This window comes from Stenotrophomonas terrae (genome assembly GCF_039674165.1).
GTDB classification, from domain to species: Bacteria; Pseudomonadota; Gammaproteobacteria; order Xanthomonadales; family Xanthomonadaceae; genus Stenotrophomonas; species Stenotrophomonas terrae_A.
In genome coordinates this window covers 1-16,222 of sequence record NZ_JBDJMY010000043.1, presented here as the reverse complement: position 1 = coordinate 16,222, position 16,222 = coordinate 1, and the positions used below count along the sequence as shown (strand labels likewise).

The window sequence follows — 16,222 nt, the reverse complement described above, 5'->3', positions numbered from 1 at the left end:
TTGTTGTTCAGCTCAACAGCATAAACGGCATGGGTTCCAATTCCGTGGCAGCGTGCTGAAAACTGCGTTCCGCGCGGCGTTCAAGCGATAACGGGATGTGAACATTTGCATGCTGCATTGCACTTGCAGTCGCGTGCTAGGCTCGCCGTCTCAATCGCCGGAGTTCCGCATGAAGAAGCCTGCCCCGCTGCTGTGTGCCTGTCTGCTGGCGCTTGCCAGTGCCCTTCCTGCCAGCAGCGTGCTGGCCCATGGCGCCGCTGCCAGCACCGCTGACGTTGCGGTGTCACCGCAGTTGCAGGCGGCCGTTGCCGGTAGCTGGCGTACGCCGGCCAATGTACTGCGCGATGAATACCGCCATCCGGCGCAGACGCTGGCCTTCTTCGGCCTGCAGCCGAAGCAGACGGTCATCGAAATCACGCCCGGTGGCGGTTGGTACGCTGAAATCCTGGCGCCCTATCTGCGCGATGGCGGCAAGTACGTTGCCGCCGTGGTTGACCCGGCCGCACTGCCGGCAGGCGGTGGCCGGGATTACCAGCAGCGTTCGCGCGATGGCCTGGGCAAGAAGTTTGCCGACGCCCCGGCGCAGTTCGACCGGGCAACCGAGGCGGCCTACAACCCGGCCGCACCGGTGCTGGGTGCACCGGGCTCGGCGGATCTGGTGCTGACTTTCCGCAATGTCCACAACTGGCGTTCGTCCGGCCAGGCCGAGGGCATGTTCAAGGCCTTCTTTGACGTGCTCAAGTCCGGCGGCACGCTGGGTGTGGTGGAGCACCGCGCCAAGACCGACGTGCCGGCCGATGACAAGAGCGGTTATGTGGGCCAGGCGCAGGTGATTGCCATGGCCGAAGCGGCCGGCTTCAAGCTTGATGGCAGCAGCGAGGTGAATGCCAATCCGCGCGACACCAAGGACCATCCCAACGGTGTGTGGACCTTGCCGCCGTCCAACAACCACGACAAGGCCGATGCCGCCAAGTACAAGGCCATCGGTGAAAGCGATCGCATGACGCTGCGTTTCGTGAAGCCGTAACGGGGCGCGGATTGGGGCGGGAGTGAGACAATAGCGGGCCGTCGTGGCTGACACGACGGCCCGGCTGCAACGCGGCCGATGGCCGCTTGCCGCGCACCGCCAGCGGTGCACCCCGATCCCCTCTCCAGTTGCTGTTGCACATGCTCATCGCCTTCAATAAACCCTTCAACGTGCTGTGCCAGTTCACCGACCGCAGCCAGCCGCCGCGCGCGACCCTGGCCGGCTTCGGTTTGCCCGCCAATGTGTATGCGGCCGGCCGCCTGGATTACGACAGCGAAGGCCTGTTGCTGCTCACCGATGACGGCACTCTCGCCCATCGCTTGACCGACCCGCGCCACAAGCAAGCCAAGACCTATTGGGTGCAGGTGGAAGGCGAGCCAAGCGAAGACAAGCTGCAGGCGCTGCGTGATGGTGTGCAGCTCAATGACGGCCCAACCTTGCCTGCCCGCGTTGAACTGCTGCCGGCCGCGCCCAAGCTCTGGGAGCGCACGCCGCCGGTACGCTTCCGCAAGACCGTGCCGGACAGCTGGCTGGCCATCACCCTGCGCGAAGGCCGCAACCGTCAGGTGCGGCGCATGACCGCTGCTGTTGGTTTGCCCACGTTGCGGCTGGTGCGGGCGGTGATGGGGCCGTATGCCCTGGAAGACCTTCAGCCGGGGCAGTGGCGCCAGCTCGATTGAACAACCGCCTCGGCCTGCCGTGGCAGGCAGCCGGGTAACCCCGCCGCGACGAAGAATGGCCGGCGCGGCCGCGGTCGACAAGCTGCTGGCCGGCTGGGGCGGCGGCACTCCCACATCCTTGTCGAGAGCGCTGCCGCATGCGAGCTATTTGCCGAACAGCCGGGAAAACCTGCCTGGGCGCTTGACGGGCAAGCTGTCCCGGTTTTCCTGCAAGGCCTGACCCAGCTGCTGCGCGGCAGCCTCGGCATAAAGCAGGGCGCCGTCAGGGTGGCAGTTGTACAGATTGGACAGGCTGCGGCTTTCGTTGAGATTGAACGGGCTGGGTTCCACCACCTCCGAAGCCTCGATCAGACCCAGTCCGGCGCTGATCGCCGCATCCAGCGCCAGCCAGAAGACATGCAGCCGCCCATGCGAGAACACATCGTCCATCTGTGCGCGGACGCGTGCATTGCGGTGGTAGTCGCTGCGCAGGCGCTTGAGGCTTTGAAGGGGCAGATAGGCGCCGCCGCAATAATTCTGGGTCAAGCAGTTGTCGAAATGCAGATGTTGCAGACGCTCCGGAACCAGCCGCTTCCAGTCGCCGACGTAGCCGGCCATCAACGCGTCCTTCAACAGGAACGAGAAGCCACCGCCGCGGATGTAATGATGTTGGCGCAGAAACCCGCAGATGATCGCCGCGTAATAGGCATGGCCTCGGGCAAAGGAAACGCCGTCGTCGATCTTGCGTGCTTCGTCGAAGCGCAGGCGCAGTTGCTCTGCATAGAAGGCGTCCACGCCAAAGCGTGGCAGCAGCGTTTTGTAGAAAAGCGGGTCTTCAATGCCGGCAAAGTAGATGGAGCGAATCTCGTCTTCTGCGATCGGGTGATAGGTGATGTCCCATCCCATGACTACATCCTTGTTGGTCGTTGATTCTCGTGCACTGCCGGTGACGCACTGCGGCAGTCAACAGATATCGATGGTGGTGGCAAAGCCGGCCGGGTCCTGCGCATGGATGGCAATCTCCGCAGGGACAAAGCTGCTGCCGCGAAAGACCGGTATGGCTTCATAGCGATGCAGTTTGCCGGCACGCATCATCGGCAACACGGTGACCAGGTCGATCCTGCGCTTCTGTTCCGCCACCCATAAGGGTACAAATATCTTGTTCTGCGTCTGGCTACTGCCACCCAGTTCTTCAGGAATCAGGTGCAGCAGGGTCAGCTCGCGCCGTAGCACTGCTGCTTCGCATTTCTTTTGTGTATCGAAATGGCAGAAGTCGGTGCAGCCGGTTTTGCGGGAGCGGCGCCCGTCGTGCATGAAGCTCTCCTATGGCTACCAGGCTGGAACGAAACAGGAATCAACCCAGTGCCGTCGCTCGCTGAAACATCTGCCTATCGCTTGACGATGCAAGCGCATCGCGATGGACGCCGTTATGTTTTGGAGCCGAGAGGATACGAGAGTTTTGCCGGATCGCCTTGTTATCGCTGGGCATGAGGCGGCGCAGCTACGGCATGTAAGCAGACCGCAGTTGATCGCCGGCGCGACATGCTGCGTTTGTGCATTGCCCACGCAGGACGGATGCCGCCGGATTCTGCTGACAGCGTGCGCGCCAGTGCGTTGAGTTCGGACTGCCGGCGCTCATCGCTACTGCGGCCGTGCTGCGAAAACACAATGTGCCGGAGGCAGCGGCAGGAGCGGATGTGGTGCAGCCGATGGCAACGCCTGCACCGTGATGGGCGACAGGCGTGAGTGCAGGCTACTGCCCGGCAGGCGGCTCCCAGAGTTCGACCTTGTTGCCTTCCGGGTCCATCACCCAGCCGAATTTCCCCTGCTCGGAACTCTGCGGCTCGCCCACCACATCGCAGCCTTCGCTGCGCAACGCCGCGAGCAATGCATCCAGATCATCGACGCGGAAATTGATCATGAACGGTGCATGCGAGGGCGCCATGTAGTCGGTGTCGGCGGCAAACGGACTCCAGATCGTTGCACCCGCCGGGCTGTCGGCGCCGCCCCATTGAAACACCGCGCCACCCCAGTCACTGACATCCAACCCAAGGTGCTCCCGATACCAGGCGGACAAGGCCTTGGGATCGCTCGACTTGAAGAAGATGCCGCCAATGCCGGTTACGCGCTTCATGCTGAATCTCCTGGGCTGAATGATTGTGGCGGAGTTGCGAGTTCGAACGTGGCAGAGCCAGCGCTGCAGGCTGCGCCTGAATCCAACTGTCAGCGAGCCCCGCTGCGGCCACCGAGACGGGTGATCGTGAATGCAATGTACTCTGCCAATCGCAGTTCAACATCCACCCTGACCGTGGCGCGCGTCCGCCTGGCCAGGCCGGTAGCAGAGTTGCACGATGCCCCCGGAGAAAGTTCTGGTACCGATGAGCTCCAACGCAATGGAGCCCAGTTGGTCGAAAATTCGGGGGCCGGCTGACCAGAGGTAGGGGCTTACCGTGAACCAGAACTCATCGATGAGTTTATGCGTTGCGAGGTCGCGGGCCAGCTCACCAGCGCCGGAGATAATGAGGTTGCCCTCATGCTGCGCCTTCAGGCGCGAAATGCTGTCGGCCAGGCCGCCTTCAAGCAACGTGGCGTTCCAGCTCAGCGGGCCGCTCAATGATCGCGACGCTACATACTTTGGCATGCTGTTCATCCGCCGCGCATACGCTTCGTATCCCGGGACAGCCACAAGCTGGGGCCAGGCAGCGGCCAAGCCTTCATAGGTCTTGCGCCCCAGTACCATTGCATCGGCGGCTTGCCACATATCCAGCGAGGCCTGCTGACTGTCCGGATCCAGTACGAGCCAGCCGGCGGGCGCAGGTGACGGTGCTTCGAAAGCGCCGTTGACGGTAATGGCCGCGTTGAGGATGAGTTTTCCCATCAGCAGTTCTCCGGTTGAAATCACAGGGGACTTCGGGTTCGGAAGGACTATAGCCGGTGACGAATACGGAGCGACCTGCTGCAACGAGCGTGATCACCGCTCATCGCTGAGTCAAGCCAAGCGGTGACGGGCATTGGCTTTGTTGAACCATCAGCCTGCAGTCTGGAACCAATGGGAGTGAACAAGCTCAAGGAACGCAGAATCCATGAGCAGCCCTGGGTGACCGGACGGGTAGCGACTATCGGCTGAGGTTGGGTTGCTTGTTGGGCGACCGAGCATTCGATTGAAGCGCCAGGCTTAGCGTGATGACATAAGCTGCAAACAGGTATGCTGGTGGGTTCGCGTAGAAGAAGTCTTTGCTTTGCACAGTAAATCCAATGCCGACAACCTCAAAAACGCGATAGAGAACTGCGCCGCTTTGTACACGACGCCAGATTGGTATGTAGCGATACAAATGGGTCATATGGGCTGGCGGTGAGTTGGTCTGTTGTCTCGCGGGAACGTCTATACGATGCCTAACTTCCGAATTAAGCCGTTCAGCGCGGCGGGTTCGGCTTGATTGAAATGTTAGGTGGCAGGCTTGGTACTGCACGCATTGATTGTCCAGCCGTTGATGGTAGCGGCGATGCCATCAAGTGGCATTACTGTCCGGCGCAGCTGGTTCTCTGGAAGTCAGTGCGATAATCCACGCAACAATCTCTAGCGCGATGCCAATGCCGCCAAGCAGCCATGCCCCCGTGCTGGATGAGACGACGTAAAGGCAGAGCGCGGCCAAGAATAGAAGGGTTGCGAAAGCATGTAGGACTTTCATTTGGTCGCCTAATTCCTGAATTTAGCCCACGCTGCGAGTTCGGCTTGAATGAACTGTCAGGCGTCACTGTAGCTCCTAATAGTTAGCGGATTTGGAAGCGGCACCTTTCCATACCCGACCAACTCAAGGCCCGCAATGGCGCCATTTTGAGCCCAAACGATGATCACAATTTTTTGACGACCGCTCAATGCTACGGCCTCCGCGATATTTTTCCCAATAGTTGCGTCTCCGTCAGGTCCGAACCAAACCGTGGCACAGCCGCATTTGCACGCTGCGGTGACGTGAAGCGAGTGGATGGACGCCAGAACCTCCTGAGATATAGGAGTTAGAGCGCCCACAGCCAATACACGCTCCAAGACCAACGCCTCTGATTTTGAAATTGGCCGAGACATTGGGTGCGGTGCCTAACTCTGGAATTAAGCCGACCCGCGAAGCGGGTTCGGCTTGAATGAATTATTAGGCATCAACCAGATTTGGCCGCGCCCAGTAGGACAAGTATGACAGCGGCTGACGATCCCATGCCCAGAAACGCGGTAACGGCTGACAGCGCATAGGCTAAGAGCTTGCGAAGCGGCCCGGACGACAAACGACTACCCCGAAAGAACATGACGGATGCCGGCAACATGAGCAAGCCCACTAAGCTCATGTAAAAGGAGGTGGTGAAACCATCCGGCTTAGGAAGCAGGCCACGGCCGAGCGCGACCATCGCCGCTAGGGCGATGAGAGAAAGTGCATATGCAAATGCCAGAGATCTCGCCATTGATGCCTAACTCCGGAATTAAGCCGACTCGCGCAGCGAGTTCGGCTTGAATGAACTGTTAGGCGTCATCACTCGCGCGCCTCGCTGGGAGAAAGATACGGAACAGCTCTATCAAGGCGCTGCTTTAAGCAGGAGCCGTGAGCGCTGAGGGCTTGAATGGCGTCTCCAGCGAGCGGCAACATGATTGGTTGCAGGTCCTGCTCTATCCATGCTCCACAAAAGCAGCAGTGATGATCGCCGCATACGAGATCAGCCCAAATTTGGTGAATCTTGGAATCTTCCATGACGCCTAACTCTGGAATTAAGCCGACTCGCGCAGCGAGTTCGGCTTGAATGAACTGTTAGGCGGCTGTGGCCACTTACCAAATACCGGACCAATGCTGCCTCGCTTGTGCAACCCAACGCGAGCCGATCATGCCACAGCTTGCGGGGTGGAGCTTGCTCGGGAAACCTTGCCGAGCGCTGCCGCCGAAGTGCGATGAAATGATTGCGGCAAAGCAATGAAGCGTAAGGCGAAGTGACGAACTTGCCGGTGCCAGGAACGGTTGGAACTCTTACCCGAAGCCGACCAGTGACTTGCCGACGTTGCTGCCGAAAGAAGAAGGGCCAGCCACCCAACACACCGCCGCTTAACTCCGGAATTAAGCCGCGCCGCGTAGCGGCGTCGGCTTGAATGAACTGTTAGGCGGCTGTGGCCACTTGCCGACCCCGTGCCAATGCTGCCTTGCTTATGCAACCCAACGCCAGCCGATCATGCCACAGCTCTCGGGACGGAGCTTGCCCAGGAAACCTTGCCGAGCGTTGCCGCCGAGGTGTGATGAAATGATTGCGGAAGGGCAGTGAGGCGTAAGGCGAAGTGGCGAGCTTGCGGATACCAGGAACAGTTGGAACTGATACCCGGAGCCGACCAGTGAATTGCCGATGTTGCTGCCGAAAGAAGAAGGGCGAGCCAGCCCAACACACCGCCGCCTAACTCCGGAATTAAGCCGACCCGCGAAGCGGGTTCGGCTTGAATGAACTGTTAGGCGCCGCAAGCATCCTGTGGCCCCATTGATTTGCCTACCCAGCCAGCCTCAACAACATCGACTGCCAATAGTATTTGCTGTGCAAACGAACGGGCCTGCGCCACGTCGAACTCCACTGCACCCTCATGAGGCATTGCTACGACCTTGATGAAGATGAGCCCCTCATCCTGGCGTGGCTCGCACGTTACCGTCTCTTGATACCGCTGCTCTGGAGAGTCTGTCATGGCAATCTTGCGCCTAACTCTGGAATTAAGCCGCGCCGCGTAGCGGCGTCGGCTTGAATGAACTGTTAGGCGGCTGTGGCGACTGACCGAACCCCCGCCCAAAGCTACCCTGCTTGTACAACTCAACGCGAGCCGATCATGCCACAGCCTGCGGGATGGAGCTCGCCCGGAAAACCTTGCCGAGCGTTGCCACCGAAGTGCGGTGAAATGATTGCGGCACGGCGGTGAGGCGTAAGACGAAGTGGCGAGCTAGCCGGTGCCAGGAACAATTGGAACTGTTACCCGGAGCCGACCGGTGACTTGCCAATGTTGCTGCTGAAAGAAGAACGGCCAGCCAACCAACACACCGCCGCCTAACTCCGGAATTAAGCCGACTCGCGGAGCGAGTTCGGCTTGAATGAACTGTTAGGTATCCTGATCTCGAACTACAAGGGATTCAAGTCTTTGGACTGCGGGCTGAATTGCTGGGTGACGCATGACCCATAACTCTCCCAGGAACTGGGAGACGGTAGCCGAGCTCAATGCGCGATTGAGGTTTCCGGCTTTCGTAGCTTGAAGCAATTTGTGCGCCAGACTTAGGACATGTTCCGTAGTACCTGCGGCTGAGGTACCCAGCTCTGAACCCCATTCCTTCTGGACCGCCGACACCAACTTGCCTGCAGCTACTTCGGCTCCGCTGCGTGTTTTCGGCATGCCTAACTCCGGAATTAAGCCGACCCGCGCAGCGGGTTCGTGAATGAACTGTTAGGCGCAACCCTACGATCCGAAGCCGGCAGGAAGCAACCGAACTTCTGCGGACATGCAGACGCCATTACCTCCGGATAGTGGCCGTACACCCAAGATGGTGCCCTGCTGCGTGAGCTCTGCCTGGACTATGACGATAGGCTGCTCAGAGCCATCCTCCAGTAGCTGAACTGCACAGCATGGAAGGCTCAGTGGAGCTGGAGTGGAACCACCTGGCACATAGAAGACGGCAGAGCCGGCCGCAACATCAGCCTCAGTCGCTGGCCGGCCGACTATGCACGGTATGGCATGCCAATCGGTTGCCGAAACGGGACCCCAAAAATTAGTCATAGCTGCAGTGGCGCCTAACTCTGGAATTAAGCCGCGCCGCGTAGCGGCGTCGGCTTGAATGAACTGTTAGGCGGCTGTGGCGACTGACCGAACCCCCGCCCAAAGCTACCCTGCTTGTACAACTCAACGCGAGCCGATCATGCCACAGCCTGCGGGATGGAGCTCGCCCGGAAAACCTTGCCGAGCGTTGCCACCGAAGTGCGGTGAAATGATTGCGGCACGGCGGTGAGGCGTAAGACGAAGTGGCGAGCTAGCCGGTGCCAGGAACAATTGGAACTGTTACCCGGAGCCGACCGGTGACTTGCCAATGTTGCTGCTGAAAGAAGAACGGCCAGCCAACCAACACACCGCCGCCTAACTCTGGAATTAAGCCGACCCGCGGAGCGGGTTCGGCTTGAATGAACTGTTAGGCCCCAGCGGGATAGTACTTTTGCATGAAATCACGCAGTAGCCCATCCGTAACCTCTCTGTTGCCGGAACAGTACGCAGAAAACATGGACAAGTAATCCCGCATCTTTTGTGAGTCATCTCGCAGATCGTATACCGAGCTGACTCGACCGTGCCGTGACACGGCAGTGGCCCAATCGCCGCGATTGAGGCTAAAGAATATCCAGCAGTGTTCTGCTTCCAGGTGATCGTCTGAGAGCTGGCTGCAATTGTTGGACGCAAGCACCCTCGCAGCTGCGAAAGTAATCTCAGGTTTGCGGGAGTCTGTCATGCAGGGCCTAGCTCCGGAATTAAGCCGCGCCGCGAAGCGGCGTCGGCTTGAATGAACTGTTAGGGCCCATGCTAGCCAAAAGCTCGGCGATGAGCAGCCTCTAGCCAGGCGCGGTCAACGGGCCCATCGAAACCAACGACCGCATCTACTCCGCAGTGCGGACAGATTGCGGTCTTATCTTCCTCATCGCACCACTCAACAATGGAGCTCGGTGCGAACTCTATGAAGCAGTAGACACAGGCTGCGGCTTCGCTGGCGAGGAGCCGTCTGCGGTTCGTTGAAGTGTCGTTGGTTCTTCCCAAGATGCCTAACTCCGGAATTAAGCCGACCCGCGAAGCGGGTTCGGCTTGAATGAACTGTTAGGCGCCGCAAGCATCCTGTGGCCCCATTGATTTGCCTACCCAGCCAGCCTCAACAACATCGACTGCCAATAGTATTTGCTGTGCAAACGAACGGGCCTGCGCCACGTCGAACTCCACTGCACCCTCATGAGGCATTGCTACGACCTTGATGAAGATGAGCCCCTCATCCTGGCGTGGCTCGCACGTTACCGTCTCTTGATACCGCTGCTCTGGAGAGTCTGTCATGGCAATCTTGCGCCTAACTCTGGAATTAAGCCGACCCGCGAAGCGGGTTCGGCTTGAATGAACTGTTAGGCCTTGCTGGCCGTAGGAGTAGCACTGTGATGGTTTAGGTTGTGATGCGATACTCAAGGACTACATGTGGTTCGCTGTTCTCGATTACATATCTCATTCCATTTGAGGCTGCCAGTAACTCACGCTGTTGCTTAAATGTCTCTGCATCTGCGCCGCTAGAAAACTCATAGGAAAGTACATGTTGTGTAGCGGTAGCCTTGAGTTTGCAGGTCCGGAATCCCGCCTGATTGATGAGTAATTGATTGTTTCGGCGGATGATGTCATCAATGTTGTTGCTCACAATTTCTCCTAATGGCGGATTACTGATTGATAGGCCTAACTCTGGAATTAAGCCGACTCGCGAAGCGAGTTCGGCTTGAATGAACTGTTAGGCGGCAACCATGCGCCACCTGCCTTGCAAAACACCGAACTGCATCTGTGCTTGGGCGAACGCGTCAGCGACTGATATGTGCCACGTGTCTCCGTTGAAGGAATCGCCCCCAAGGGGTGAAGAGCTGACAAGGAAATAGCCTGACGAGTCCTTGAGAATCCCCAAATGAACGGGAACGCTCACGTCGTTGACGATGGCAGAAAAGTCATCTATCTCAAAGGTGAGGATCTGCTCCATTGCCGCCTAACTCTGGAATTAAGCCGACTCGCGCAGCGAGTTCGGCTTGAATGAACTGTTAGGCGGCTGTGGCCACTTACCAAATACCGGACCAATGCTGCCTCGCTTGTGCAACCCAACGCGAGCCGATCATGCCACAGCTTGCGGGGTGGAGCTTGCTCGGGAAACCTTGCCGAGCGCTGCCGCCGAAGTGCGATGAAATGATTGCGGCAAAGCAATGAAGCGTAAGGCGAAGTGACGAACTTGCCGGTGCCAGGAACGGTTGGAACTCTTACCCGAAGCCGACCAGTGACTTGCCGACGTTGCTGCCGAAAGAAGAAGGGCCAGCCACCCAACACACCGCCGCTTAACTCTTAGTAGACCGCCCCAAGGCGGTGTAAAGCCGAGTATGCCCACTTTTGTGTCGCGTTTGAACCGGGAAATTCTCACAAAGAAACAGTGGCTTGCGGGATTCTTGAGCCCGCATCGCCATATCAATCTCCAAGCTTATTACTGCTCGGAGGTCGTGATATGGAATATGCCCCTGTTTCAGCGGGTGTAAAAGCCGCTAAATCCCCGCGATTACTGGATCGGGTAAGGGAGCATATCCGGGTCCGGCACTATAGCTTGCGCACTGAGCAGGCTTACGTTGGCTGGATACGGCGCTTCATCCTTGCCAATGGCAAACGCCATCCGCAGGAGCTTGGTGCTGCTGAAGTCGGGGACTTTCTGACCCGTCTGGCGACGGTGAGAAACGTGTCGGCTTCTACCCAGAACCAGGCGCTGTCGGCGTTGCTGTTTCTCTATCGCGTGGTGCTGGACATGGAGCTGCCGCGCCTGGATCAGGTCGTACGCGCCAAGCGGCCGCGTCGTCTTCCGGTTGTTTTGTCACAGGAGGAGGTTGCGCGATTGCTGCAAGCCATTCCTGAGGGGCAAACGGCGATGATGGCTCAACTTCTGTACGGCACGGGTATGCGCTTGATGGAGTGTGTTCGGCTTCGCATCAAGGACGTGGATTTCGGGCGCAACGAGATCTGTGTGCGTAGTGGCAAGGGCAACAAGGACCGACGTGTGCCGCTGCCCATCTCGCTCTGTGAGCGGTTGCTGCGGCAACGCGAACGGGCGTTGTTGATGCATCGCGCGGATACCGATGGAGGAATGGGCCGGGCACAGTTGCCCTATGCGCTGGCACGCAAGTATCCGAATGCAAACGCGGAGCCGGGTTGGCAATACCTGTTCCCTTCTGCGCGGATGTCTACCGATCCGCGAACCAGGGCAATCGGGCGGCATCACGTCAGCGAAGAGCCATTGCAGCATGCGGTGAAATTGGCACGGGCCACGGCGAGCATCGCAAAGCCTGCAACCTGCCATTCCTTGCGTCACTCCTTTGCGACGCATCTGCTGGAGGCTGGTCACGACATTCGTACGGTGCAGGAGCTACTGGGGCATAAGGATGTCGCTACCACCCAGATCTATACGCACCTGCTTGGGCGGGGTGCGGGAGGTCTGCTCAGCCCCTTGGACCGGCTACCGGGAGTGTTACTCCCGGTGTGATGGCGGCAATCAACCGTCCAGCAACGCCTTGTCGCGCACGGCACCCTTGTCGGCGCTGGTCGCGAGCAGGGCGTACGCCTTCAGTGCCGTGGTGACCTTGCGCGAGCGCGCTTCGGCCGGCTTCCAGCCCTTGGCGTCCTGCTCGCTGCGACGACGTGCGAGTTCGGCATCATCCACCAGCAGGTTGATGCCGCGCTGCGGGATGTCGATCAGGATGCGGTCGCCGTCGCGCACCAGGCCGATGGCACCGCCGGCTGCGGCTTCCGGCGAGCAATGGCCAATGCTCAGGCCCGAGGTGCCACCGGAGAAACGACCGTCGGTGAGCAGGGCGCAGGCTTTGCCCATGCCCTTGGATTTGAGGTAACTGGTCGGGTACAGCATTTCCTGCATGCCCGGGCCGCCCTTGGGGCCTTCGTAGCGGATCACCACCACGTCGCCGGCCTTTACTTCGTTGCCGAGGATGCCTTTGACAGCCGCATCCTGGCTTTCGTAGACGCGCGCATTGCCTTCGAATACGTGGATGGATTCGTCCACACCGGCGGTCTTCACCACGCAGCCGTCGGCGGCGAGGTTGCCGTACAGCACGGCCAAGCCACCTTCGCTGGAGAAGGCGTGGGCAACATCGCGGATGCAGCCTTCGGCGCGGTCCACGTCCAATGACGGCCAGCGCGTGGACTGGCTGAAAGCCACCTGGGTTGGAATGCCTGCCGGGCCGGCCTTGTAGAAGGTGTGTACCGCTTCATCCTGGGTCTGGGTGACGTCCCATTCCGCGATGGCCGCACCCAGCGTGCGGCTGTGCACGGTGGAGGCATCGGTGTGCAGCAGGCCGCCGCGGGCCAGCTCGCCGAGAATGGCCATGATGCCGCCAGCGCGGTGCACGTCTTCGATGTGGTACTTCTGCGTGTTCGGCGCCACTTTGCACAGCTGCGGCACACTGCGTGACAGGCGGTCGATGTCGCGCTGGTCGAAAGCGACTTCGGCTTCCTGCGCGGCGGCGAGCAGGTGCAGGATGGTGTTGGTGGAACCGCCCATGGCGATATCCAGCGTCATCGCGTTTTCGAAGGCTTCGAAGGTAGCGATGCCACGCGGCAGCACGTTGGCTTCTTCGCCGCCATACCAGCGGTGGCACAGTTCGACGATGAGGCGGCCAGCACGCTTGAACAGTGCCTCGCGGTCACTGTGGGTGGCCACGACGGTGCCGTTGCCAGGCAGCGACAGGCCCAATGCTTCGGTCAGGCAGTTCATCGAGTTGGCGGTGAACATGCCCGAGCACGAGCCACAGGTGGGGCAGGCGCTGCGCTCGATCGCGGCTACCTGCTCATCGCTGATGCTGTCATCGCCGGCAGCCACCATCGCATCGATCAGGTCGAGCTTGTGGTCGGCCAGTTTGGTCTTGCCGGCTTCCATCGGGCCGCCGGACACGAACACCGCAGGGATGTTCAGGCGCAGCGCGGCCATCAACATGCCTGGGGTGATCTTGTCGCAGTTGGAAATGCATACCAGCGCATCGGCGCAGTGCGCATTGGCCATGTATTCGACCGAGTCGGCGATGATCTCGCGGCTGGGCAGCGAGTACAGCATGCCGTCATGGCCCATGGCGATGCCGTCATCCACGGCGATGGTGTTGAATTCCTTGGCCACGCCACCGGCGGCTTCGATCTCGCGCGCCACGAGCTGGCCGAGGTCCTTCAGGTGCACGTGGCCGGGCACGAACTGGGTGAAGGAATTGACCACCGCGACGATGGGCTTGTGGAAGTCGCCATCGGTCATGCCGGTGGCACGCCACAGGGCGCGGGCGCCGGCCATGTTGCGGCCAGCGGTGGAGGTTTTCGAACGGTATTCAGGCATGGCGAGCGAGCGGGGCGGTCGTGCAGAAGTGCAGTGCGATTGATTCTGCATGAAGTTCCCGGTTGCAGCTGCAACCATCGGGTGGGGAAAGGGAAGGGCGGAAAAGGGGCGGTTGGCTGGATGTTGGTGGCAGGCTGCCAGGGTTCTGGTGGCGCCGGGGCCAGAGTCGAAGTTGAAGTCAGAGACGAAGGCGAAGGCGAAGGCGAAGGCAAACGCACCCCTCCCCAACCCTCCCCTGCGCTGCGCGCAAGGGAGGGGGCTGTTTGCTGCGGTCGTCCAGATCGCAGCGCAGCCGCTTCTGCCCCCTCCCTTGCGCGCAGCGCAGGGGAGGGTTGGGGAGGGGTGCTCTGGATTCTGCATTTCCATCGCACCATCAGCGCCCACGCGCTGAATAGCGCTAACAGCAAGGAAATACCGGAAAGCCAGTCGCCCCAAGCATTTCCAATACATCACCCGAAATCCGATTCAGCTTCGGGAGTTATCCGGTTTCCGTCTTGTAGCCTTCATCGGGCATTATTGGGGATCAAATTGACGGGGAACCGACCATGAAGCGATCCAAGGCCACCGCACTGGTGCTGATGAGCGCCGTGCCGCTGCTGCTGACCGCCTGCCAGAAGGAAGAGGCCGTGCAGACGCAGGAAGGGCTGTACACCTCGGTGGAAGCCTGCAGCGAAGCGACCGGCGATCCGTCCAGCTGCCGCGAGGCATTTGCCACCGCGCAGAAGCAGTCTGCCGATGCCGCGCCCAAGTACGCCAGCAAGGAAGAGTGCGCCAAGGAATACCCGGCCGAGCAGTGCGTGCAGCAGCAGACCAGCGCCGGCACCTCGTTCATCGGCCCGATGATGATGGGCTTCTTCATGTCGCAGATGCTCAACGGCAGCCGTGGCGCTGTGGCCGCACCGCCGGCCTCGCAGCCGGCGTTCAAGGACAAGGCAAATGGCTGGGCCAAGCCGGCTGCACCGGGTGGCAGCGGTGGTTTGAACACCGGTAGTGGCATTGGTGCTGGCAAGGCCGGCCTGGCTCCGGTCAACGCCACCCCGAACCGTGCCGTAACCGCCAGCCGTGGTGGTTTTGGTGCGCGCAGCGGCGGCCGCAGCAGCGTCGGCGGTTGATGCAGTGAAGCGTGTAGCAATTGCCGAACGCAGCAACTGGCGGGACCGTGCCGCTGAGGCAGGGTTCCGTTTCCACACCATCGACGGTGCGCCGTACTGGGATGAAAGCGCGTATTACGCGTTCACCCTGCGCCAGATCGAAAACGATATCGAAGACCCCAGCGCCGAGCTGCATGCGATGGCGCTGGATCTGGTGGGCGAAGTGGTGGGCAGCGAGGCGCTGATGGCGCAGCTGGCCATCCCGGAAGCGTTCCGCGACTGGATAGCCGAAAGCTGGCGCCGCCGCGACCCGCACCTCTACGGTCGCCTGGATTTTGCCTATGACGGCAATGGCCCGGCCAAGCTGTACGAGCTGAACTACGACACGCCAACCTCGCTGTACGAAGCGTCTTTCTTCCAGTGGCAATGGTTGGAAGACCAGCGCAACCGTGGCGTTTTGCCGCAGCAGGCCGATCAGTTCAATTCCATCCACGAAACCCTGGTGGAGCGGTTTGCCGAGTTGACCTCACGCCTGCCGCCGCCGCTGTATTTCAGCGCGGTTGGGGAGTCGGAGGAAGACCAGGGCACGGTCGCCTATCTGCGCGATTGCGCGGCCCAGGCCGGGCTGCATGCGGCGGCGATTGCCATCGAAGATATCGGCTTGTCGGCTGACGGCCGCTTCACCGATCTGGATGACGTGGTGATCGGCAGCCTGTTCAAGCTGTACCCGCTGGAAGATCTGATGCGCGAGGAATTCGGCGCGGCCTTGCCGCGTTCGGGCGTGCAGTTGCTGGAGCCGGCATGGAAGGCGGTGTTGAGCAACAAGGGCATCCTGCCGTTGTTGTGGCAGCGCCACCGTGGCCACCCGAATCTGCTGGAATGTTACTTCGACGACGGCAGTGCCTTGCCGGCCGGTTGGGTGCGCAAGCCGCTGCATTCGCGCGAAGGTGCCAACGTGGCGATGCACATGAGCGACGGTAGCTGGCAGGAAAGCGAAGGCCCGTACACCGGCCCCAGCATTCGTCAGGCATTCCATGCGTTGCCGGTGTTCGACGGCAACTATCCGCTGGTGGGTAGCTGGGTGGTGGGCGACCGCGCCTGTGGCGTCGGCATCCGTGAGGACAACAGCCGCATCACCCGCGACAGCGCACGCTTTGTGCCGCACGCCATCATCGATGATGCCCCGCAGGGCACAACGCGCATCTATCTGTAGGAGCGGCGTGAGCCGCGAAGCAGGAAATGCCGGAAATGCCCCTGTAGTGCCGAGCCATGCTCGGCTGGGGCATTACCGGTGAAGCCTCTGCCGAGCAT

At 60.4% G+C, this 16,222-nt stretch carries 13 protein-coding genes; 5 read left to right on the top strand and 8 right to left on the bottom strand.

Annotation, left to right across the window (positions count from 1 at the left end; genetic code table 11):
• The first annotated feature begins 169 nt into the window (after positions 1-169).
• Together ABE493_RS15715 and ABE493_RS15710 are read left to right on the top strand one after the other, a co-directional pair.
• The gene (locus tag ABE493_RS15715; protein ID WP_346499823.1) at positions 170-1,027 is read left to right on the top strand and encodes a class I SAM-dependent methyltransferase; all 858 of its coding nucleotides are present in this window, start codon (positions 170-172) and stop codon (positions 1,025-1,027) included.
• A 140-nt stretch (positions 1,028-1,167) separates the two neighbouring features.
• A complete protein-coding gene (locus ABE493_RS15710) occupies positions 1,168-1,707 on the top strand; it encodes a pseudouridine synthase (RefSeq protein ID WP_346499822.1) in 540 nt (179 codons plus the stop codon).
• Between the two features lie 144 nt (positions 1,708-1,851).
• On the opposite strand, the gene ABE493_RS15705 is transcribed toward ABE493_RS15710, so the two are convergent.
• The 7 genes from ABE493_RS15705 to ABE493_RS15675 form a co-directional block, all read right to left on the bottom strand.
• Positions 1,852-2,592, bottom strand: coding sequence for a hypothetical protein (locus ABE493_RS15705; RefSeq protein ID WP_346499821.1), 741 nt, complete (start codon positions 2,590-2,592; stop codon positions 1,852-1,854).
• 57 nt (positions 2,593-2,649) lie between these two features.
• Positions 2,650-3,000, bottom strand: coding sequence for a hypothetical protein (locus ABE493_RS15700; protein WP_346499820.1), 351 nt, complete (start codon positions 2,998-3,000; stop codon positions 2,650-2,652).
• A 439-nt stretch (positions 3,001-3,439) separates the two neighbouring features.
• Positions 3,440-3,820 (bottom strand): VOC family protein, encoded by a 381-nt coding sequence (locus ABE493_RS15695; protein ID WP_346499819.1) that lies wholly within the window; start codon positions 3,818-3,820, stop codon positions 3,440-3,442.
• A gap of 156 nt (positions 3,821-3,976) precedes the next feature.
• On the bottom strand, positions 3,977-4,564 hold the full coding sequence (locus ABE493_RS15690) for a dihydrofolate reductase family protein (RefSeq protein ID WP_346499818.1): 588 nt from the start codon (positions 4,562-4,564) through the stop codon (positions 3,977-3,979).
• Positions 4,565-6,203: 1,639 nt separating this feature from the next.
• Positions 6,204-6,419, bottom strand: coding sequence for a hypothetical protein (locus ABE493_RS15685; RefSeq protein ID WP_346499817.1), 216 nt, complete (start codon positions 6,417-6,419; stop codon positions 6,204-6,206).
• Between the two features lie 3,447 nt (positions 6,420-9,866).
• Complete coding sequence (locus ABE493_RS15680; protein ID WP_346499816.1) at positions 9,867-10,112, bottom strand: hypothetical protein; 246 nt, start codon at positions 10,110-10,112, stop codon at positions 9,867-9,869.
• 87 nt (positions 10,113-10,199) lie between these two features.
• On the bottom strand, positions 10,200-10,439 hold the full coding sequence (locus ABE493_RS15675) for a hypothetical protein (protein WP_346499815.1): 240 nt from the start codon (positions 10,437-10,439) through the stop codon (positions 10,200-10,202).
• A 510-nt stretch (positions 10,440-10,949) separates the two neighbouring features.
• Here ABE493_RS15675 and ABE493_RS15670 point away from each other — a divergent pair.
• The gene (locus tag ABE493_RS15670; RefSeq protein ID WP_346499814.1) at positions 10,950-11,972 is read left to right on the top strand and encodes an integron integrase; all 1,023 of its coding nucleotides are present in this window, start codon (positions 10,950-10,952) and stop codon (positions 11,970-11,972) included.
• A 9-nt stretch (positions 11,973-11,981) separates the two neighbouring features.
• On the opposite strand, the gene ilvD is transcribed toward ABE493_RS15670, so the two are convergent.
• Positions 11,982-13,820 (bottom strand): dihydroxy-acid dehydratase, encoded by a 1,839-nt coding sequence (gene ilvD / locus ABE493_RS15665; protein WP_346499813.1) that lies wholly within the window; start codon positions 13,818-13,820, stop codon positions 11,982-11,984.
• Between the two features lie 545 nt (positions 13,821-14,365).
• On the opposite strand from ilvD, the gene ABE493_RS15660 reads away from it, so the two are divergent.
• Positions 14,366-14,932, top strand: coding sequence for a DUF1190 domain-containing protein (locus ABE493_RS15660; RefSeq protein WP_346499812.1), 567 nt, complete (start codon positions 14,366-14,368; stop codon positions 14,930-14,932).
• Positions 14,933-14,936: 4 nt separating this feature from the next.
• Positions 14,937-16,124, top strand: a complete 1,188-nt coding sequence (locus tag ABE493_RS15655; RefSeq protein ID WP_346499811.1) for a glutathionylspermidine synthase family protein — start codon at positions 14,937-14,939, stop codon at positions 16,122-16,124.
• Positions 16,125-16,222: the final 98 nt, after the last annotated feature.